Consider the following 19,903-nt stretch of genomic DNA (forward strand, 5'->3'; position numbering starts at 1 on the left):
CATCGACACCGGAGCGCAGTGCCGACGATCGCGCTCAATGGAGCTTCTTGCAGATCGGCTCAGCCGAATCTTCAAAATGGAAACACGCATGGTCGGCCGGACAATCCTTCTCAAACTCGCAAGGAATCTCACAGCTACGAACTGATTTGAACCTCCCTTTATGCACCTGCCTATGGGCTACCGTGACGCATTTGCGGTCAACGCCACAATCGGCTGAGCTTCTGCAGGTCCCTTCCTCGAAGGCGCCGCACCCAGCGAGCATAAGCATGACTCCGAGCAGACAAACAAGCACGGCACCTGAACCAGAGGTCATGATGATTGGACGTCTTGTCTTTCGCAGAGGCTGAATATCCGATCTAGGATGCAGCATGGCAATCGAGAATCGTGAGCGTTCATTCAGGGTGGCTGCCCGCCGTCTCGATTGGTGGCCGAATGCAGTCATGATTACCTCCAGCATTTTTCAACAAGGTCCTCGGTGTCGTCCCAGCCAGGACTCCAACTTCCGAGCCCGGGCACCAACATCCAGCCGTCCTTGGCGGAAGATTCAGTGACGCCAATCGTTTGGCACATGTGTATAGCCTCGTGCATGATCATTTTTGCGACCTCTTCGGTCCGATCCACCGAGGTATACCCCGGCCTGCTAACGTTTCCGCAGAGCCAACGTGGAAAACCTAGCCTCTTCCGTTCCTTGTCCAGGCCGCCGCGAGTCCCGCCAGTCATGTCGAAGAGGTGAGCAGTCGGAGGTGTTGACTCATCCAGCCACGGACAAATGTCGCAGGGGAGTTCGCAGTTCGTACAATTTTGACGCGTACTGTTGCCTGCAGACGCCTGCTCACAACCTGCCTTTATTTTCGCCTGTGCGACCGCCTCGTCCCAGTTCTTGCATTCGCCTTCGGGCCGAATAAACAGACCGGTCGGATCCGAGTTATTTACTGGACTATTCCCCGCATACGCATACGCCGGCCACGAACCCGACTTGGCAGCAACCATCGCCATCGGCTCGGGCTGAAGGTACCTGCCAGTGCCCGGGTCGTACAGGCGGTGCCAGTTCTCGAACAGGGTGGGCTCCGGGTCGCCCATCGCCCCCACTCGAGCCGAGGCCGACGCCGTCAGGGAGCGCTGACCCGGAAGGTGGACGTTCGCCGGAGGCCCCGCCGGCAGCGGCGTGTACGTCCGGAGCACGCTGAATGCGCGCGAGGGGTTGGAGCAGCCCGCCGAGCTGGCGAAGCCCACCACCACGTTGCCCGAGAGGGCGGGCGTCCAGGCCGTGGGAAAGAACCCGCCCTCGTTGGGCCAGTTCCACAGCAGGGTCCCCGTGCCGCTGCGCACCTCCAAGGCGCTGTCACAGGCCGCCATGGACGCCTCGAGCAGCAGGTGCGTGTTCGCGGGCAGCGAGAGGCTCGCCGTGAAGCCCGTCGACGGGTTGGTATAATCATGGCCGCTGAGCGTCGTCTGCTTGGCCTTCCCCCAGCTGGGTTTTGCCTCGGCGAACGTCAGCGAGGAGGGGCCCGCACATACCCCTTTCAACAAGTAGAGGCTGACGCTGTGCCCCTGCGCAGGGAGCGCCTCCGTCTCGAAGTTGGAAGGCATGCCCGGCCTCAAGGTCGTGAGCAGGTTGTCCTCTGTGTCGAGGACGAAGACACGGTCACACGCCGCGAGCGCGTAGTTCGTGAAGCGCAGGCGCACGGAGGAAGGGAGCGTCAGATCCACCCCTGCGAAGAACTGGGCCCGGTGCACCGTCCCGAGGTCCAACTGGGACGGGGCAGGCAGCGCCTCGCGCGTGCCGGAGGGCGTGTAGTCGTAGTAGCGCACGATGTGTCGCCACGCATCCGCCTCGATGAGCACTTCGCCGAGGTGGCCGCCAAACAGGTAGCTGGTGCCCTGGTGGGTGGTGCTCCCATTCGAGGCCTCCGTGGAGTCCACGCGCGCGATGGGCTGGCCGTCCAGGTAGACATACTCACCCACGGGCCGGGGGTACTGGGCCGTAAGGCTCGCGGCCCCTGCCTCCATGAGGAGCGCACCGTCATCACCCACCCAGTAGTCCGTCGCCAGCCCATTGAGGGGCCACACCTCGCGCACGCGCTGGCGGCGGAAGTTGAAGACCTGGCGGCTGTACTGGCCACCCGCGCCCACCACCGCGCCCACCTGCTCCTGGGTGTCGTAGCAGAGCGCCAGTTGCTTGCTGCGCCCCGACTGCGTCTGCGTCACCTCTGTCACCTTCCCACCCGCGCCGTAGGTAAAACCGCGCGTCGAGATGACATTGCTGGAAGCATCCACCTGCGTCGTGCCCGCGAGCCGGAAGGCCGTGTCGTAGGCATACGTCTCCGATGCAAGCGACTGGCTCGTCGCCGTGTCGACGACCTCCCGTGAGAGCCGGTCTCCCCACCGTCCGGTATAGGCGAAGGACTCCGTCCGGCCCTCGCGCGAGGAGGACGCGGAGGTGAGGTAGCCCGTCGTGCCCTGGTAGGTGAAATCCCGGGTCCAGGCGGGGTCATCCTCGGTGACATTCAGGGGACTGCCACGGCCATCCAGTCCGTCATTTGGCATGCCGCTCCCAAAGGTGCGCCGACGAACGCTGTAGTGGTTACCGTCGTCGACGCGCGTCACCGCCCACTCCCGAGGGCTGCCATCCCGCCACCGGGAGAGCTCCCACCCCATGCTGTTGCCCGCCACGTAGCTGACGAGGCGTCCCGCCTCCCACTTGAGCTCCGTGGCCAGAGGCGTCGTCGTCGCCCCGACCTCCAGCACGGCCTCGGAGGGCAGATGCATCCGCGCGTCCCCATCCGCCGGGTACTCGAAGCGGACGGTCGCCCCCGTGGGATAGCGCATGGCGGTGAGTCTACCGTTGCCCTCGTACTCCCAGCGGAGGACTCGCGCGCAGGAGGCTCCCGGCGCCTTGCGAGCCTCGAAGCGGGGCCGGCCCGAAGCGGTGTAGCCGAAGTAGGTGGCTCCGGAGGCGTCCGTCACCGCCGTCATCCGGCCCACCCCGTTGCTCACCCCCAGCGCGGTGCCAACGGCGCAGTCGAGCACCGTCGCCGCGGCATCCGTGTCGTACGTGTAGCTTTCGGAGAAACCGGGGCCGGTGGCGACCAGGAGCCGTCCCTGCCCGTCGAAGGTGGACGTCGCCACATCGCCGGTGGGCTGCAGCTGCTGCACGAGGTTGCCCGCGACATCATAGACGTAGCGGCGCGTGCCCAGGGTGCTGCTGCTGACCTCCACCAGCCGGCGGAAGTCGTCGTAGCGGTAGGACGTCTGCGGGTAGTTGCTCCCCGTCGCGCCGTAGGTTTCGTGCACCTCGGTGAGGTTGTCGTGCCAGTCGTACTTGAGTTCCTGGGCCGCGGGCTGCACCTCCGCCAGGCGCTGCAGGTTGTCGTAGAGGTTCGTTGTGGCCGGCTCCAGCGTGTCTGTCGCTCCGGAGTAGGTCCCCACCTGCGTGCTGACGATGTTGCCCTCTTCGTCGAACTGGCTGAGGCGCAGGGCCCCCTCCCCCAGACGCTCGTGGCGCACCACCGCGCGGCGCCCCTGCGCGTCGTATTCGTAAAAGGTGGCGCGCACCGCCGTCCCATTTTGCAGGTAGCGCTCCGTCAGCAGCCGTCCGAGGTCCGTCGACGTGGTGCCCCACTCGAAGCGCACCTCCTCCTCGAACGAGGTGGGGGTGCCGCTCGCGTCAGACGTCTGTCCGACGGAAGTCGTCCGCCCCGCCGTGTCATAGGTGTAGAGGAGGCGGTTGCCCCGTGGCATCCGCACCTCCTCGACTCGCCCGGCGGCGGAGTACTGGTAGACGGTGGGCTGCGCATCGTCGGGCCCCTGCACGGTCAGCGTGCGCCCGACGGCGTCATACGTGTACAGCGTCTCCTGCCCGTTGCCGTCCACCACGCGCTGAGCCTGACCTTGCGCGTTGTAGTCGAAGTACTCGGCCACCACCTGTGTGCCATGCAGCACCTTCTTCAGCCGCCCCGCCGAGGCCACCGGCCCCGTCGCGGCGTAGTACTCGTAGGTGGTGACGTCGTTCACGTCCGTGCGCGGGCCATCCTTCGTCAACAGCAGCCCGGAGTTGTCATAGGCGTACTTCGTCACTTCCACGCGCGTCGTCCAGGTGCCGCTGGTGTCGGCCAGCGTGCGGCCCAGCTGGACACGCTGCTGCACCTGCGGCTCGAGCACCCCGGCGGGCGTGTTGTAGGCCGTGGGCGTCTGGCAGGCGGACGTACCACAGAGCGGATTGATGGCGGACGTCGGCGTCGTGTAGTCGTCGACGGTGAACGTGACGGTGCCCGAGGGCGCCGAGGTATCCACGCTGAGGCGCGAGGTGAACGCGCGCCGGTTGGAGTTGGCGACGTAGCCCGTCACCACCTCATGCCGGGTCTCGCTCGTCGTGGGGGTGTCGCAGTCCACCACGCCGGGCGTGAGGGAGGTGGTGCGGCCCAGGACGTCGCGCACGTGGCGCGTGGAGAAACCGTCGAAGCCCTTCTCGCAGCTGGGGGCGCGCGTCCCGGTGGCGGGCGTCTCGATCTCCTTGAGGCGCGTCACGTCGCACGTCCCGCTGGCGTCCAACTGGCACACCGTCTTCACTTTCCCATTCCCCCACGTCAGGCGGAGGTTCTGCCGAGTGGAGCGGATGGTGGTGCTGCGCTCCGGGGTTGCGGCGTCGATGCCGAAGGTGAAGGTGTACTTGCCCTCGGGCGTCTCGTGCGCGCTCACCCGGGAGGCCGCCTTGCTCCTCTGGAGGTAGGTGAAGGACTCCACCAGCTTGCCGTCCCCATCCGTCGCCGTCGTCAGCAGCTTCACCGACGTCCCCGGGTACGCCGGGAAGAAGTGCGTGAAGCCATGGGCATACGTCTCCTGCCCGCTGTCCGCCTGGGTGGCACTGACGAGGTAGCCCTGGGTGTCATAGCCAAACTGCACCATCAGCTGGGTGCCCGCCGAATCCCGAGCGACGTTGAGCAGGCGCCGGGCTCCCGTGTACGTGGTGGTGGCGTAGCGCATCCACAACTGGTGGCCGAAGAGGAAGTCCACCCGGCACAGCGTTCCCGTGGGGCGCTCGGCGATGACGGGACAGGAGACATCCCCGCCGGAGTAGACGAGGCTGGCTTCGCCACCGTCCTGTTCTCGCAGGTGCACAAGGCGGCCCGTGGTGTCGAAGAGCTCAAGGCTGGCGTCGAACTTCTCCAGCACCCAGCGCAGGGTGCCGGAGTCGTAGGAGAGGCGCCGGCCCGGGAGGCGCGCGGAGTAGGTGCCATCCACCTGGCGGGTGAAGAGCTCCGTGCCCGAGTCCGCCTTGCGGTACTTCACCACCTGCGGGGGTGAGCTTCCGTCGAAGACGAGGCGCGCGGAGTAGGTGTCCGCCCAGCCAGGCCCCAGGCGGCCGATCTCCGTCCTGCCGCCGTGGGATTGGGCCCAGTGCGTGGAGTAGTTGCGCGCGAAGAGAATGGCGGGCCCGCGCGGCGTGGGGATGTCGAAGTCCGTCCGCTCCAGCCACGCGAAGCCGCTCAGCGTGTCCACGGGCCGGCCGATGTTGCGCTCCTTGGCCTCGTCGCCGCACTCGGCGCAGCGGCACGGGCCGCAGCCGTCGTCCCCGCTCTCGCCGTCACAGCAGGCGACGACGTCTCCCTCGAGGCCACCGGAGGAGGGGGTCGGCAACCGGTCCACGGCGCTGCACAGCAGTTGCGCCCGCGCGGCCTGCGGCACCATCAACACCAGCAGAAGCGTCCCGCCCACCAGCAATGCATTGAAAGTCTTCACGGCGTCCACCCCCGCTCCTTCGGCACGCAATATCCCTTCAGCCCCGCCCCCGTGTGACGCCACTCGCACTCCAATCCCGTGGGGCAAGGCGTGGCGTCGTCACACGCTGGCACGCAGACACGGCCCGAGTGCCTCATGAGGCACAGACCCGAGGCGCAATCCGAGGAGTTGATGCACGTTCCGGCGTCCACCGCATTGCAAGCCGCTACGCCCGTCAGCGGGGCCTGGGCAGTGCCCGCGGAGGCAACGCCTCCCACCTCTTCCTTTGAGTCCTCCGCCCCAGACGAGCACCCCAGACATGCAGCAAGCGCGAATGCAATCCAAAGGACGCGCATGCCCGCACTCCCCCTCTTATCTTTCATTGCTCAACCCATTTCACGTCAACCTGGGAGCTGTCAACGACAGTTCCCAGACTCCGCAAAAGGTTGCCCAACGAGAGGAATCCCGGCGGAAGACTCCATCCCTTCCCAGACGCACGTCGGATGGCGGCTTGAACGGCGTCAATCGTTGCCGGAAAGGACCCTCTCCTCCTCTGCCCGCTGCGCCAGCGACTCAAGCCACTCCCGCTCCCGACGCGCGAGCGCCGGGGGGAGCAGGCTCCACTCAAGCCTTGCCGCCTCCGCGACCTGCCCCATCAGCTCAACGCGCCGGGATCCCTCGCTCAGCTGCGCCAGTCCCCAGAGCGCATAGGGGTCGTCCTCCAGGATTCGCAGGCCCTGCTCGTAGGCCTCACGGGCCTCGGCCCCATGCCCCTGGAGGGCCTCGCACTCGCCCAACAAGGTGAACAGCCGCGTGGACAGCGGCGCCCTCTGGAGCCCTTCCCTCGCGGCCTCGGCGCAACGGGGCGCGTCCCCTGCCTTGCGCGCAACCTCCGTCAGCCGGATGAAGGCCGCCGCCTCACGCGCATCCGGGGCCGCCGCCTGCATCCCCTCATAGGCCCGGCGCAGGTGCCCCCTCTGCGCGGACACCTCCGCCTGACGCCATCTCCATGAGGCCCGCGCCTGCGGGAAGTCCACCGAGGCAAAGAGGAGCGCCAGGGCCAAAGGGACGGCACGCATCCATGGGAGGGGAACGCGCACGCCTTGTCCCCTGCCGCTTCGGCCCAGCAGGCCCGCCAGGCACGCAGCCAACACCCACGTGGAGGGGGCGATGAAGGTCAGGGACACCTGTGAAGCGAGGCCCAGCACCCCCAGGGCCCCCAGCAGGGACACCGTCCTGCGCCCCGGGCGGCGTGGAAGTCCTCGCAGGAGCACCGCCAGGAACAAGCCCCCGAGCGCCAGACCCGGCAGACCCCACTCGATGGCCGCGCGCAGCCCCTCGTTGTGCGGTTCCTCGATCTGCTGGCCCGCGCTGAAGGCCTTGTCCCGCACCACGGCCCGGTGGAACCGGGGATAGGTGGTCGCGAAACCACCGGGCCCGACTCCCAGCCAGGGATGCTCCTTCACCATCACCAGCGAGTTGCGCCACGTGTCCAGCCGGCCGCCCACGTCCATCCGCGCGAGCGACGTCAGCGACTCCGCATACGGACGGGCTCCCTGCCACTCCAGCCGGGGCCCCGGGGTCAATCCGACCGCCAGCAGCGCCGCGAGAACCATGGCGCCCCACGCCACGCGTCGCTCCCGCACCGGCAGTTGGCGGCACACCCACAGGACCGCCAACGCCGCCAACGCCCACCCCGTGCGGCTGCGCGTGGACACCAGGAAGGCGGTCTGGATCGCCATCAGCGCCAGCGCCCAGGGGTAGCGCCGCAGCGGGAGGAACCCCAGGGTAAGCACCAGCGAGGCAGCGACGTACTCCCCCGCCACGGCCCGGCTCGCGAAGAACCCCGAGGGCCTCGTCGCCTGCACCAGCCCCGGCAATTCCACCCACTGCTCCAGCAGGCCCAGCCCCGCTCCCAGCGCGCCCGCTGCCACCAGGGGCCACAGCACCGCTTTGCGCGGCAGGCGCCCTTCCGCCAGTGCCAGACATAGGGCGAGCACCGCGAAGCCATCGAGCAGCCGGGGAAGCCCCAGCCAGGACACATCGCTCGCGACCCATGACAGCGACTGCCATGCCGCCAGCGCACAGGCCAGGGCGCCCATCCACCCCAGCCGTACATGTCTCGCCGCATGGAAAAGACAGGCGCTCGCCAGGAGATGCAACGCCAGCCGCCTGGGTAACACCACCGCGCTCTGCGTCCAGGGTGATTGCGCCGCCACCGCGAGCAGTATGCCCAGCCCTACCGCCACCGCCCACGCGCCGTGGGATGCGCGTCGTCCTGTCACTCCCACAGGCTGAAGGCCCCGCGAGACCCCGTCAATCTTCATCTCCTGTCTGGAAAGCAATGACGCGCTGGAGCCCTCCGCCCGGTCGTCAGTCCTCCTTGTCGGGCCAGTGGAAGCCGCCGCCCTTATAAGGAAGGCGTTCATGTCTTCGACCGTTTCCCCCTCCAAAGAAGCGATGGGAGGCCTCGGCCCTCCCCACAAACTGAAAATCACCGTGTCCGACCCGACCGATATGTCCGTCACGTATCCACGTTGAGTCCCATGCGGGCTTTTGCCCGCGGAAACCCAGGACAGGGCTGGCGTGGCCGGATGCTGGCCCCTTCTCGGGATGGAGGGGTGGATGACGGAGCTCTCGGTGGATGTGCGCGTGCAGGTGGCTCGGTTGCGGAACCTCCTTGTCGATGCGGCCCGTTGCGGTGCCCTGGCCAGCCCCCTGGCGTCCCTGCCGCATCCCCGCTGGGAGCCCCTGGAGCTCCAGGCCCTGTGGTGGCTGCGCGCGGAGTGTCTGCTGCCGGTGGGCGTGCTCGCCCATCGCCTGGGTGGACTCGCCATGCCCCGCTTGAGCCGGCTGGTGGACCGCCTGGAAGAGGGGGGACTCGTGCGCCGTGAACGTTCGGTGCGCCATGACCGCCGGCGCGTGCGCGTGCGTCTCACCGACGCGGGCCGCGCGGTCGCGGAGGAGACGGACTCGCTGGTGCAGGAGCGCATGGCGCGGCTGCTGACCCCGCTCCAGGGCGAGACGCGCAGCGCCCTGATGGACATCCTGGAGCTGTGGGTGGAAGCGTTCGGCGTCCAGGCCCGCGCCGCCGAGGAAGAGGAAGAGGACACCGCCACGCCGACCCTCGTCCCCGACGAGGTTCTAACCGCCTCCGCCGCCTGACGGAGGCCCACGGGCCTACAGCTTCACCTCGATGACGCCCGAGCGACGGCACGCCTCCACCCCGTCGCCCTCCCAGGCAGCATGGCCCTCCGCCTGCACCCGCACCTGGAGCAGCTCGGAGCGCACCGGCCCCAGGGCCCACCGGCCATCCGTGCGCGTCTCCCCGCGCACGGGCGGCATCGAGCGGTCCCCACCGTCCGCCGTCACGAGCGCCCCGACCACGGGACTGCCCTCGTGCGTGACGCGCACCTCGCAGGAAGGGGCCGGAGCGTCTTCCGCCGAAAGCCTCACTTCGACGTCCGCGTCGTCCGCGCCCGCACGCGCCTCGGTGCTCGGGCGCAGCGCATACGGTGAAGACGCGGTCAGCACCCGGTACGTGCCGGGCTCCAGCAGGGACACCACGACGTCGTCCTTCTCGGGGATGAACTCCTGCGCGGCCACATCACTCCAGGCGCCTCGCGCATCGCGGCGCTGGAGCAGGTACACCGGATAGGGGGACTGCGCCTGCGCTTGAAGCTGCGCCCGCGTGAAGCCATCCATCCGCAACACCAGCCACCGGTACACCGGCATGCGCCACACCACCTCCGCCGTCCCGGCCGTCTCCGCCGTGGGCGTGAAGGTGAACTCCGCATGCGAGGGCGCCACCGGCCGTCCCGCCTCCCTTTCCTCCCGCCACACCGTGAAGCGAGACGCGCGCCAGGTCGGCACGTCCGGCACCGTGAAGCGCCCCTCCGCGTCCACTGGAACTTCCCGCCCCTCCTCCGTGCGCAACACCGCCGGCCCCGCGGGCCGTGACGTCTGGCCCAGCAGAACCCGGCCCCGCAGGGTGACCGTGCCGCCCACGCCTTCGGGGAACAGCCGAGCCACGTCCAGCGTCACCGTGCCCACCGTGCCCTCGCGCAGCGGCACGTCCACCGGCCCCCCTTCCCTTCCCGACGGCGCGCGCAACCACAAGCGCACCGCCCGGTCCGGAGGCAGCGGTGCCAGCGCCGTGTCGCCGTCCTTCACGAGCGGCACCGGCAGGCCGTCCTGGAGCGCCACCATCAACTCCGGCGCCACCAGCCGCAGCACCACCAGCAGGGCACTGGCCCGCTCCGCGCCCTCCGGATCCACATCGCGCTCGATGCGCACGGAGAACGCCCCCGCCTCATCTCTCGCACCGGCCAATCGCACGCGCACGCCCGTGGGCCGCGTCGCCCGCAGCACGCCCGCGTCCAGCGACCCTGACTCCGGAGGGGAAGCCGGCACGTGGTCCCCCCACCAGAACGTCCCGTCCGGCTCGAACGCGACCAACTGGTAGCGCGGCGCCGGAGGCACCTCCACCGGCCCCAGCACGCCACCCTGCGCGGAAGCAGTGACGGGCGCGGTCAACCATCCGCGCACGTTGGCCAGTTCCTCCAACCGCGAAGGCCCCGCCTGTTCTCCGCGCGCCTGCCCCTGCTTCCACCACCGCAGGTCCTCGTCGGAGATGAACGCCGCGCCCACACGCGCCTCTCCGACGAACGGGTGCTCCCCTTCCAGCGTCGCCCGCAGCCACAGGCCCGCGTCCGCCGCCTCACGTGTCTCCATCGGAGGGACGACTTCGCGCACCCCCGCGTCCGCGACCTCCACGGACGCGGACGGCACCGGGACGCTCAGTGGTTCGGCCTTCTGGGACGCGGCCCACCACGCGGCCAGGAGCACCGCGCCCAGGAGCACGCCGGTCAGGATCTGCTTCCAGCGCATGCGGCGTCAGTCCGTGTCGCTGTTGGAATACAGGGACAGCCACACCGGCGCGTGATCCGACAGCCGCGTGACGTAGTCCTTCGTGTTCGCGATGTAGTCGCGGCCCGTGCTGGAGAACTCCGTCACGTAGGTGTCCTGCAACCAGAAGTGGTCATACGCGTTGGCGAAGCCCCCGGTCGAGTTCAGCGTGGTGGGCGTGTCCAGCTTGCACGTCACCGCGGGCGACACGGCCTTCAATTCGCTCCAGGAGGCATGGGTGCAGGCCATGTTGTGGTCGCCCACCAGGATGACGTCCTGGTCGGTGCCGCTCGCTGACTGCACGGACGCGAAGACCGCGTCGATGGCCTGCGCCTCCAGCATGCGGTCCGCCGCCACGCCCCACACCGTGTGCCAGTTGAGGAACGTGTAGTCCGCGCCCGTGGGCACGTGGCGCACCTTCACCACCTGCGGCTCGCGCTCGAACAGGTCCCCCGTGTCGTTCCACACCGTGGAGGACAGGAGCGACACCGTTTCCGTCCGGTACAGCACCGCGTACGACTCCTTGTAGGACGAGCGCCCGATGAGCGGCGTCACCGCCGCCGTCCACGTCACCCCTGAGACCTGCGTCAGGTTCTGCGCGATGGCCTGCGCCGCCGCCGCGTTCATCACCTCCTGGAGGAACACCAGGTCCAAGCCGTTGTTCGACGTGCTGCCCGAACCGAACTGGTTCCACAACTGCTGCGCGTCCTCCAGGTAGGTCTGCTCCGCCGCCCATCCCTCGTGGCGGAGGTTCCAGCTCACCACCCGCAGGTAGGAGCCCGCCTGGGACAACGCGGGAAGCACCAGCACGGTCAACACCAGCACACGCGACAAGAAGGACGACCCTCTCATGCGACAGCACCTCGGGCCTGCGGGGAAGACAGCACCCCATCTTCCGCAAGCCGCGCCCCCAGGGACAGCAGACCTTCGCGGAAAGGAGGTCACGTCCACCCCGTGACCCTTCCCAACCCTGGAGACCACCCTATAAATGCAACTTGATTGCATATGGATCTTGATGGCATTTATTGCGGGCCCCTGGCTGGAAGGCGAGGCGGCTCGCGCACCGCCACGGGTGCGTCCTGAGGGGACCCATGAACCGCATCGTCCGGAGTGTTGGAGGCACGGGGGTGGTGCTGTCGTGTCTGGCGCTCGGCTGGCTCCAGCGCCCCGTGGAAGTTTCCGCCGATGCGGTCCCTACCCCACCCGCCGTCACGCACCCGACACCCGTGGAGCCCGCACCACGCTCCCTGGCCGTCGCCCGGCCCGCGACGGCGCGGGAGGCAACACCCGCCGAGCCCCTGGCCGAGTTGGAGCTTCCCCCGGAGGCCTTCCTGGACGCGGCGCTGAAGATCCAGGGGCCTCCCCAACCCGAGCTGCGCGACCGCGCACGCCGCGCCCTGCCAGACACGCGCGTGCGGTTGGTGAAGGCCCTGCGCGCGGACCACGCGAGCCCCCAGGCCCGCCGCGACGCGGTGCTCGCGGAACTCACCGCCTCCGGTGACAGCGCGGAGCCGTGGACGCAGGACGCTCGGGCCGCGCTGGATTCGTGGCACGAGCGCATCAGCCGGGACGTGCGGCCCGTCCAGGCCGAAGCCCCCCACTGCTACGCCGCGGGCTGCGTGTCGCGCGTCACCTTCCCGGACGAGGCGTCCTTCCGCGACGCCTGGGAGCGCGCCTCCAGCCTCTCCCCCAGCGCACACAGCGCCCACCTCCAGCTTCCGCCCGAGCGCCTGCCTTCGGGCGAGGTGCGTGTCCCGTGGCTCGTCCTGCGCCCGGACCGCTCCCAGCCCCCGCCCTCACACCCCGCAGCACCCATCCCAAGGAGCCCCCCATGAAGAAGCACCTGTCCACCCATGCCCTCGTCGCCGCCAGCGCGGTCTTCCTGCTCGCCGGTTGCGGCGCCACCGAGGAGCAGGCGGCGCAAGCCGCGGCCCCCATCACCCAGCAGTCGGAGCTGCTCGCCGCCTGCCAGGACACGGAGGAGTTGGAGGAGGTCGCCGAGCACTCCTGCTTCCACGCCGAATACGGCCCCTTCGAGGCCGTCACCGCGGCGCCCCTCGGCGGTCCGTCCTTCGTGGACGTGAGCGTCGGGCACACCGCGTACAACGTCACCCTCCCGGCCATCACCTATCAGCAGTGGACGCTGGGCTACGCGGGCTCCGTCATCTTCACGCCCGAGGAGTCCAACGAGTACGCCCTCCTCACCTCCGGCTACCGCGCCGTCCGCATCGTCAACGCGGCCACGAATGAGGAGGTCGGCCTGGAGTGCCGCTACGAAGTCCCGCAGGAGGTCTGCGGCACCCTGCGCACCGCCGTCACCGCGGACCTGGAGGGTGGCATCGACTACCGCGTGGACTTCGCGGCCGTCGTCCCCCAGGCCGCCACCTTCCTGCTCGTCATCGAAGAGACGGCGCACGAAGGCCACGAGGAGTAACCCCTCCAGGGGCGTCTGAAAGAAGGCCCGGGACCGCCGCCGCGGGCCCGGGCCTTCCCAACACCCGACAACTTCTGTATCTCAATTGCATCTAAATCCAGACTCCACCCAGGAATCCCTCCCATGCGCATCCCGTTCCGTGCCCTCCTCCTGGCCGGCAGCATCGCGGCGCTGACCGCCTGCGGAGGCGACGACGCCGGGCCCGACGACGGAAACCCGCAGGAGCAGACCGACCCGTGCAAGCCGAACGGGCACATCCACCGGGAGCCGGAGGGTGACTGGTGTCACTGCGACCGGGGCTACCTGGCCAGCGAGCAGGGCCTGTCGTGCGTGCCGGACCCGGACTACGTCCCGCGCGAGGGCTTCGACTTCGGGGACAACGGCGAGCACGCCTGCTTCCACGTCACCAATGGCCCCTTCTCCACCGTCACCGCGTCCCCCGACCGGCAGCCGCGCGTGGACGACTTCCACACGCACTACACCGTGAAGCTGCGCCAGGAGAACGGCCAGTCCGTGGGCACGTTCAACTTCAAGGCGTGGGCCACCGGGGACTTCGTCCTCTACCTGAGCACGCCAGACCTCGCTGTCACCGTGAAGGAAGGCGAGCGCGTCATCGACCCCGTCGCCACCCAGGCCACCGGCCCCTACTGCGACGGCCTGAAGCAGATGGTCGGCTACGAGCTGACCGACAAGGTCCAGTACACCGTCACCTTCGGCCCCACCGCGCTCACCGAACTCGGGCTCGTCATCGAACACCTCCAGTGACCCGGGCCTGGAATCACCCGGGAAACTATTGCAACTGAGTTACCTTTACGGCATGACTCCAGCCACCGGGCGCACCGGCGGCTTGAAGCCGCATGGCACCCCGCGCCCGGCATCCCGAAAGGAACAACCCCATGATGAAGACGAAGCGCATCGCGCTGAGCGCGCTGTTGTCGTTCGGCCTGGTGGCCTGCGGCCCGATGGAGGAGCCGGAGTCCACGTTCGAGGCCCAGGACTCGCAGGAGCTGGAGGCCGGTTGCACGTCGATGGGCACGGGCATCACCACGCACGCGTGCACCCACGCCGGCAACCCCACGGACCACGTGTCCATCACGGCGAACGCCACGCGCACCACCAGCGCGCCCGGCATCAGCACGAAGCACAAGGCCTATGACCTCGCGCTGCCGTCCGGCGCGGAGGGTTCGGTGACGTACGTGCCGGCGACGACCGGCTCCTACGCGTTCTACCGGACGCAGAGCGTGCCCATCACCGTCGTCAATGGCAGCACCAGCGCAACGGTGGCCTCCGCGCTGACGCACGCCGTGTCGGCCTCTGGCTGCTCGCTCGTGTCCGTGTCCGTCTACGACCTGACAGCCGGCACGACGTACATCGTCGCGACGGGCCCGGCGACGGGCAATGCCATCACGGTGGTGCCGGAGTTCCTCAACGACACGCGCACCCGCTACTACCAGGACGCGGACGGCGACGGGTACGGCAACAACGCCACCTCCGTCCTGACCGCGTGCACGCCGCCCTCCGGCTACACGACGCAGCGCTTTGACTGCAATGACACGCCGGGCTCCGGAGCCAGCATCAACCCCGGTGCCACTGAAATCTGTGGCAACGGCATCGACGACAACTGCGACGGGTCGCAGTGCTAGCGCACTGCCCCTCCGTCCCTCGCTGACGCGGACCTGAACAAGGTCTGCTCCCACGCTGGAGCATCTCCCTCGGAAGGGTGCTCCGGCGTGGGCCTTTCCCCCGTGATGTCCCCTGAAGGAACCACCCTGATGCGTCTGTCCTCCGCCACCTTCCTGTTCGCCACCTGCGCTGTTCTCGCCCTGACCGGCTGTGATGACGAAGAGCCCACCGTCACGCCGGACGCCGGCACCTCGGCGGACGCGGGCTCCGACGCGGGCTCCAGCGCCGACGCGGGAACGGGCTTTGACGCCGGCACCGACCCGACGTCCACCGCCACCGTCACCACCTCGCACCCTGGCGAGGGCGCCACGGACGTCTACCCGCTGGAGATGTACCTGGACACCTCCGGTGAGAAGCCGCTCATCGCCTTTCGCAAGGTGCTCTCGCTCAGCTTCAGCGAACCCATGGACCCCACCTCCGCGCAGGTGACACTGCGCGACCGCACGGACTCCACGGTGCCGGCCCGCGTGCTCACCGGAAGCTGGTCCGGGGATGCGCGCACGCTCACCGTCACCGTGCCGCGCACCGAGGAGAGCACCCGGCCCCTGGAGGTCTCCACGCGCTACACCGTGGAGCTGACCGCGTTGAAGGACGGGGCCGGACACGCGCTGGGGCCGACGACGTCAGGCCTGGGCGACGGCGCGCTGGACTTCACCACCAGCGAGCGAGACCCGGCGCTGGAGCACGCGTGCGCGCACACGCTCGTCAACACGCCGGAGGCCGTCACCGCGGGCCGTACGCCCTTCGACTTCCCGCCCGACACGAACACCGGCCACGCGCGCTACGACGTCACCCTGCGCTCGGGAGAGGTGGGCTTCGGGGGCTACACGTCCTTCATCTCCGACCCGGAGAACCCCGAGCACGTCACGCTCTACCTGGACCAGGAAGTGGCCACGAAGGTCACCAACGACACGGCGGGTGGGACGGACGTGGCGTCGGTGCTCGCACCCGCGCGGTTCATCTGTGGCGGCATCACCCACACGCTGACGTTCACGTCCGAACCCGGGGATCAGATCTACCTGTTCCAGTTCGGACCCGTGCCGGCGGAGAAGATTCAATTCGTGCTGGAGCGCGAATAGCCAGACACGTCCAGCGGGGAGGGGCCCACGTCCACCAGGACAAGGTCGCCCTCCCCGGCGGTCCGATGCGGCGAAAAGGGCCCGCTCGTTACGGTGAAGCCCCACCCCGAGGCCCACCGCATGCGCCAGCCCATCCCCCACAAGCCGCTCGATCCCCATGAGGAAGTGCAGACGCTGCCCCACTACCTGGTGGGCGAAGCGCTCAATGGCGTCCTCTACATCTCCTCGCCGTCCGTCGCGCGTCGCAAGGGCCTGTCCTCGCTGCTGGGCCGCTCGCCGGAGGGCTGGTGGTGGACCTCCGAGCCCCGGCTGCTCCTGGGCCAGGACGTGTTGGTGCCGGACCTGGCAGGCTGGGTGGGCGGACGGCCCCCGACGCTTCCCAATGGCTCCTTCATCGACCGCGCGCCGGATTGGATCTGCGAGGTGTTATCGCCCGCCACCGCGAAGCTGGACCTGGCCGCGAAGCTGCCCCGCTACGCGCGCGCTGGCATCCACCACGCCTGGGTCATCAACCCCGTGCACCACGTGCTGGAGGTGTTCCGCCAGGAGCACGAGCGCTGGGAGTTGAAGAACATCTTCGTCGACGAGGACCGCGTGCGCGCGGACCCCTTCGGGAACGTGGAGCTGACGCTGACACCGTTCTGGCAGCCAGGCTGAGCTCCCGCCCTCCCCTTCAGACCGCGGGCTCCCACGCCCCGGTGAAGGCATCGAAGCGCCGCACGTTGACGCTCAGCGCGCGGTGCACCTGGGTCTCCGGTCCCACGTCCACCGGGGTGCCGTCGGCCGGCACCGCCAGCCGTTCGAAGCGCGTGCCCGTGAACCAGCGGTGCGGCTGCGCTTCCAGACAGAACAACCCCTCGTCGTCCAGGTCCGCCTGGATGGGAACGAAGTCCACGCGTTGCAGCTCCACGGGTGGCGGGAAGTCCATGGCGATGCGGAAGGGCACTCGCGCATCCGCCTGCGTCGCGACGCCTTCCAGGAACAGGGAGCGGCCCTCCATCACGTCACCCTCCGCCCCCAGCGCCCGGGAAGGCGGCTGGAGCAGCAGCGACAGCGAGCGCGCCACGCCCGCGATGCCCGGGGACTGCCCCAGCACCCGCGCCTGTCCCGCTTGCGCGAGCAGGTCGAACACCACCTCCCGGTCCCACTCGCCCAGCACGCGCCCGCCGGAGAAGAAGTCCCCTTCGTGTGCGTGCGCGGTGGGCAGCAGCAGGTCGCCCACGCGGCGCAGCAGGGCCTGGGGCTGGAGCGGTGAGGCCTTCTCGAACAGGTAGATGGGGCCCAGCACCATGCGCGCGGTGGTGAGCGCCACGCGCCAGCCCGTGTCGGTGGTGAAGACGCCGACGGTGTCCTCACCGGGCGCCAGGGCCGTGCGCAGGCCCATGCGGAAGGTGATGCTCCGACCGCCGGTGCCGGACAGCCCGCACGCGTGGACGCCCGCCACGAGCGCACCACCCAGAAGCCACGTGAAGGCACGACGCGAGGGACGCAAGGCAGAGGTCATGGCCGGTCCTCCTGGAGGTCCAGGTACACGGTGAGGGTGCCGCGCACGGTGCGCGGGGCACCGGCGGAGAAGTGGCGCGTGGCCAGCAGGGACGCGGGCGCGTCGGGGCCACGGAAGTTGGACACGTAGTTGAACTCGGACTCGCGCCAGCGCGCGTCCAGCACGTTCTCCACCGTCACGCCCAGCTCCACGGCGCGCCAGCGGGCGCGGGCCGCCACGTCGAAGAGGAAGATGGATTCGCTGTAGCGGTCCAACGGCAGGGGCTTGGGCCCGATGGCGCTGTGCCCCAACGCCAGGCTCCACCCCACCGGCTGCCGGGCCACCGTGGCGGTGCCGCGCCACGCAGCATCCACCCGGCCCAGCACCTGCGGGATGTACGGAATCACCGCGCCGTCCCACAGGCGCCACGAGGACGCACCGGGCAGCGGCTGCGTGGCACGGGCCCACGCGAGGCTCGCCTGCACGTCCAGCCGCTGGTTCCACTGGAAGCGCGCGGTGCCAAAGGCGCCCAGCCGCTGCGACGGGCCAATGGGCTGGTTGCGCCCCGTCGTCTCGCTGAACACCAGGTCCTGCGACACGCGCGTGGCGAACACCGCGCCCCGGACCTCCAGCGCGGAGGCGCCCGCGTCGTCGGCCCAGCGCCAACCCAGGCCCGTCTCACCGGAGGTCACCCGTGCGTACGGCGCGAACTCCGCGTCGGACAGGCCCGCGGCGTCGCTGGAGCGCGCGCCCAGGCCCGCGCTGGTCAGCCACGTGAGCTGGGGCGTCAGGCGCACCTCGGCGCTGGCACGGGGGCTGGCGAAGAACCCGTAGGCCTCCACGGACTCCTCGGGGATGCGCGAGCCCTGCCGGTCCGACTCCGGACGGTTCAGGTCCTCCACGCCGAACAGGAAGGTGTCCACGCGCACGCCGCCCCGGAGCGTGAGCCACTCCAGGGGGGCCCCTCGCAGCGACAGGTACGCGCCCAGGTTCGTGGTGCGCACCTGGTTGTCGAAGACGGTGGCATAGGGCGCGCCGCCCTTGTCGCGCAGGCGTCGCGCGCGGGTGTGCACGTTGTCGTAGCGGGCCACGTACCCCAGCTCCAGCGGCTGGGGTTGGCCCGCCCAGGTGAGGCCCGGGGTGTAGCGCCCTCGCAGGCCCACGGTGGTGCCCTGGTAGGACTGTTCGGTGTTGTCACCGCGCTGCGCTTCGCCAACCGGGGGCGTGTCCTGGAGGAAGCCGGTGAAGTTCTCCCGGCTGCGCATCTGGCGCGTCACCGCGAAGGCCTGCTGCACGAAGCGCCCACCGCGCTCCAGCCGCGACACCAGCTCCACGGACGCGAGGTGCCGCTGGCTCGCGCCTCCCTGGTTCGGGTCGTAGAGACAGAAGAACTGCGAGTCCGCGTCCGCGTCACAGGGCAAGCGCGCGTCCACGACGTCCGTCTCGCGCACCACACCGGCGGTGGAGAAGCGCGCGCCGTAGCTGGCGCCGAACAGGCGCAGCCGCGTCTCCGGTCCCAGGCGCAGCTCTGTCTGGGCCATCAGGCCCGCGTTCGCGTACGCGCGGTTGGGGCCGAAGCCGTGGCCCTGGCGCAGCAGCACGCCGACGAAGGTGGCGTCGGTGGACTCGGGAGGTCCCCACACCAGGGACAGCCGGCGCGACGCGAAGCTACCGTAGCTGGCGGACGCGGTGATGCCCCGGCGCTCCAGCCCGAGCTGGTAGTCCACGGTGCCCGCCACGCCGAAGTCACCCTGTGAAGGGTCATAGGGTCCCTCCGTCACGCGCAGTGATTGCACCAGCTCCGGGATGATGAAGTACGTGTCCGCGTAGCCGTGGCCGTGGGCATGGGAGACCTCGTTGAGGGGCACGCCGTTGAGGCGCATCTCCACGTCCTTGCCCTCGCCCGCGTCGAAGCCGCGCAGGTAGATGGTCTCCGCGTGGCCCTCCCCGCCGTGGTTCGCGAGCATCACCCCCGGCGCCAGCAACAGCAGGTCCGTGGCCGAGTTGCGAGGCACGTCCGCGAGCTGTCCCACCGTGATGTGGAAGTCGCCCACCGCCACGGGAGGCGGCGCGACGGACTGTCCCCGCACCGTGGTGGAGAACGACGGCGGCTTCGGGCCCGGAGGAGGAGCGTTTCCTTCCGCGTCAGTGGAGGGCGAGACGCGGGGGGGAGCAGCAGCCCCACCGTCAACGGGTGCCGCGGCGTCGGTGTCCTCGGCACGCAACGTCGCCCCATCCGGTGGTGACACAAACGGCTCGAACGTCACCGGCACGTCCACCTGGACCTCCAGTGGCACGCCCCCCCGGCGCGCGGGCTCGAAGCGCCAGCGCAGGGCCGCCGCCATCGCCGCCCGGTCGAACAGCACACCGCCCGACTCGCGCACCTCCACCCGGGACACCTCGCCCGTGTCGTCAATCGTCAGGCGCAGCAGCACGTGCACGGGCTGCGTCAACGCGGACGCGTCCGCCGGCATCACGGGCGGCGCGGCGTCCACTGGCACGGGGGGAGTCACGGGAACTTCGGGCGACGCGCTCAACAGCCAGAGCACCAGCGTCGGGATGAACACAGGCAACGACCTCGCTCGACGGTGACCACCC

At 69.5% G+C, this 19,903-nt stretch carries 13 protein-coding genes; 7 read left to right on the forward strand and 6 right to left on the reverse strand.

Annotated elements, in window-relative coordinates; all coding sequences use genetic code 11:
• Positions 1–444: 444 nt before the first annotated feature.
• Complete coding sequence (locus tag OV208_RS02915; protein WP_267572261.1) at positions 445–5,739, reverse strand: RHS repeat-associated core domain-containing protein; 5,295 nt, start codon at positions 5,737–5,739, stop codon at positions 445–447.
• A 500-nt stretch (positions 5,740–6,239) separates the two neighbouring features.
• Positions 6,240–7,820, reverse strand: a complete 1,581-nt coding sequence (locus tag OV208_RS02920; protein ID WP_267572262.1) for an O-antigen ligase family protein — start codon at positions 7,818–7,820, stop codon at positions 6,240–6,242.
• Between the two features lie 523 nt (positions 7,821–8,343).
• Here OV208_RS02920 and OV208_RS02925 point away from each other — a divergent pair.
• Positions 8,344–8,883 carry a MarR family winged helix-turn-helix transcriptional regulator gene (locus tag OV208_RS02925; protein WP_267572263.1) on the forward strand — a complete coding sequence of 180 codons (540 nt, stop codon included), beginning with the start codon at positions 8,344–8,346 and terminating at the stop codon, positions 8,881–8,883.
• 15 nt (positions 8,884–8,898) lie between these two features.
• Here the strand turns inward: OV208_RS02925 and OV208_RS02930 are convergent, their stop codons facing one another.
• Complete coding sequence (locus tag OV208_RS02930; protein WP_267572264.1) at positions 8,899–10,608, reverse strand: carboxypeptidase regulatory-like domain-containing protein; 1,710 nt, start codon at positions 10,606–10,608, stop codon at positions 8,899–8,901.
• A gap of 6 nt (positions 10,609–10,614) precedes the next feature.
• A complete protein-coding gene (locus OV208_RS02935; RefSeq protein ID WP_267572265.1) occupies positions 10,615–11,478 on the reverse strand; it encodes an endonuclease/exonuclease/phosphatase family protein in 864 nt (287 codons plus the stop codon).
• Between the two features lie 239 nt (positions 11,479–11,717).
• Here OV208_RS02935 and OV208_RS02940 point away from each other — a divergent pair, with 239 nt between their 5' ends.
• From OV208_RS02940 to OV208_RS02965, 6 genes are all read left to right on the forward strand, one after another.
• Positions 11,718–12,461: a hypothetical protein gene (locus OV208_RS02940; protein ID WP_267572266.1), complete on the forward strand. Its 744-nt coding sequence runs from the start codon at positions 11,718–11,720 to the stop codon at positions 12,459–12,461.
• Positions 12,458–13,060 carry a hypothetical protein gene (locus tag OV208_RS02945; RefSeq protein WP_267572267.1) on the forward strand — a complete coding sequence of 201 codons (603 nt, stop codon included), beginning with the start codon at positions 12,458–12,460 and terminating at the stop codon, positions 13,058–13,060. Before OV208_RS02940 ends, OV208_RS02945 begins: the two co-directional genes overlap by 4 nt.
• A gap of 123 nt (positions 13,061–13,183) precedes the next feature.
• Positions 13,184–13,825: a hypothetical protein gene (locus tag OV208_RS02950; RefSeq protein ID WP_267572268.1), complete on the forward strand. Its 642-nt coding sequence runs from the start codon at positions 13,184–13,186 to the stop codon at positions 13,823–13,825.
• Positions 13,826–13,956: 131 nt separating this feature from the next.
• Complete coding sequence (locus OV208_RS02955; RefSeq protein ID WP_267572269.1) at positions 13,957–14,703, forward strand: putative metal-binding motif-containing protein; 747 nt, start codon at positions 13,957–13,959, stop codon at positions 14,701–14,703.
• 129 nt (positions 14,704–14,832) lie between these two features.
• Entirely contained in the window at positions 14,833–15,822 is a 990-nt protein-coding gene (locus tag OV208_RS02960; RefSeq protein ID WP_267572270.1) for an Ig-like domain-containing protein, read from the forward strand.
• Between the two features lie 120 nt (positions 15,823–15,942).
• Complete coding sequence (locus OV208_RS02965; RefSeq protein ID WP_267572271.1) at positions 15,943–16,479, forward strand: Uma2 family endonuclease; 537 nt, start codon at positions 15,943–15,945, stop codon at positions 16,477–16,479.
• A 16-nt stretch (positions 16,480–16,495) separates the two neighbouring features.
• On the opposite strand, the gene OV208_RS02970 is transcribed toward OV208_RS02965, so the two are convergent.
• Complete coding sequence (locus OV208_RS02970; RefSeq protein ID WP_267572272.1) at positions 16,496–17,326, reverse strand: hypothetical protein; 831 nt, start codon at positions 17,324–17,326, stop codon at positions 16,496–16,498.
• Complete coding sequence (locus OV208_RS02975) at positions 17,323–19,872, reverse strand: TonB family protein (protein ID WP_267572805.1); 2,550 nt, start codon at positions 19,870–19,872, stop codon at positions 17,323–17,325. The genes OV208_RS02970 and OV208_RS02975 overlap by 4 nt, the downstream gene beginning before the upstream one ends.
• Positions 19,873–19,903: the final 31 nt, after the last annotated feature.

The sequence above is a fragment of the Corallococcus sp. bb12-1 genome (assembly GCF_026626765.1).
Lineage (GTDB): Bacteria > Myxococcota > Myxococcia > Myxococcales > Myxococcaceae > Corallococcus > Corallococcus terminator.

Excerpts from the sequence above, each read along its gene's own strand:
- OV208_RS02940 (WP_267572266.1), top strand. The coding sequence starts at position 11,718 with ATGAACCGCATCGTCCGGAGTGTTGGAGGCACGGGGGTGGTGCTGTCG.
- OV208_RS02930 (WP_267572264.1), bottom strand. The coding sequence starts at position 10,608 with ATGCGCTGGAAGCAGATCCTGACCGGCGTGCTCCTGGGCGCGGTGCTC.
- OV208_RS02970 (WP_267572272.1), bottom strand. The coding sequence starts at position 17,326 with ATGACCTCTGCCTTGCGTCCCTCGCGTCGTGCCTTCACGTGGCTTCTG.
- OV208_RS02955 (WP_267572269.1), top strand. The coding sequence starts at position 13,957 with ATGATGAAGACGAAGCGCATCGCGCTGAGCGCGCTGTTGTCGTTCGGC.
- OV208_RS02965 (WP_267572271.1), top strand. The coding sequence starts at position 15,943 with ATGCGCCAGCCCATCCCCCACAAGCCGCTCGATCCCCATGAGGAAGTG.
- OV208_RS02945 (WP_267572267.1), top strand. The coding sequence starts at position 12,458 with ATGAAGAAGCACCTGTCCACCCATGCCCTCGTCGCCGCCAGCGCGGTC.
- OV208_RS02920 (WP_267572262.1), bottom strand. The coding sequence starts at position 7,820 with ATGGGCGCCCTGGCCTGTGCGCTGGCGGCATGGCAGTCGCTGTCATGG.
- OV208_RS02935 (WP_267572265.1), bottom strand. The coding sequence starts at position 11,478 with ATGAGAGGGTCGTCCTTCTTGTCGCGTGTGCTGGTGTTGACCGTGCTG.
- OV208_RS02925 (WP_267572263.1), top strand. The coding sequence starts at position 8,344 with ATGACGGAGCTCTCGGTGGATGTGCGCGTGCAGGTGGCTCGGTTGCGG.
- OV208_RS02960 (WP_267572270.1), top strand. The coding sequence starts at position 14,833 with ATGCGTCTGTCCTCCGCCACCTTCCTGTTCGCCACCTGCGCTGTTCTC.
- OV208_RS02950 (WP_267572268.1), top strand. The coding sequence starts at position 13,184 with ATGCGCATCCCGTTCCGTGCCCTCCTCCTGGCCGGCAGCATCGCGGCG.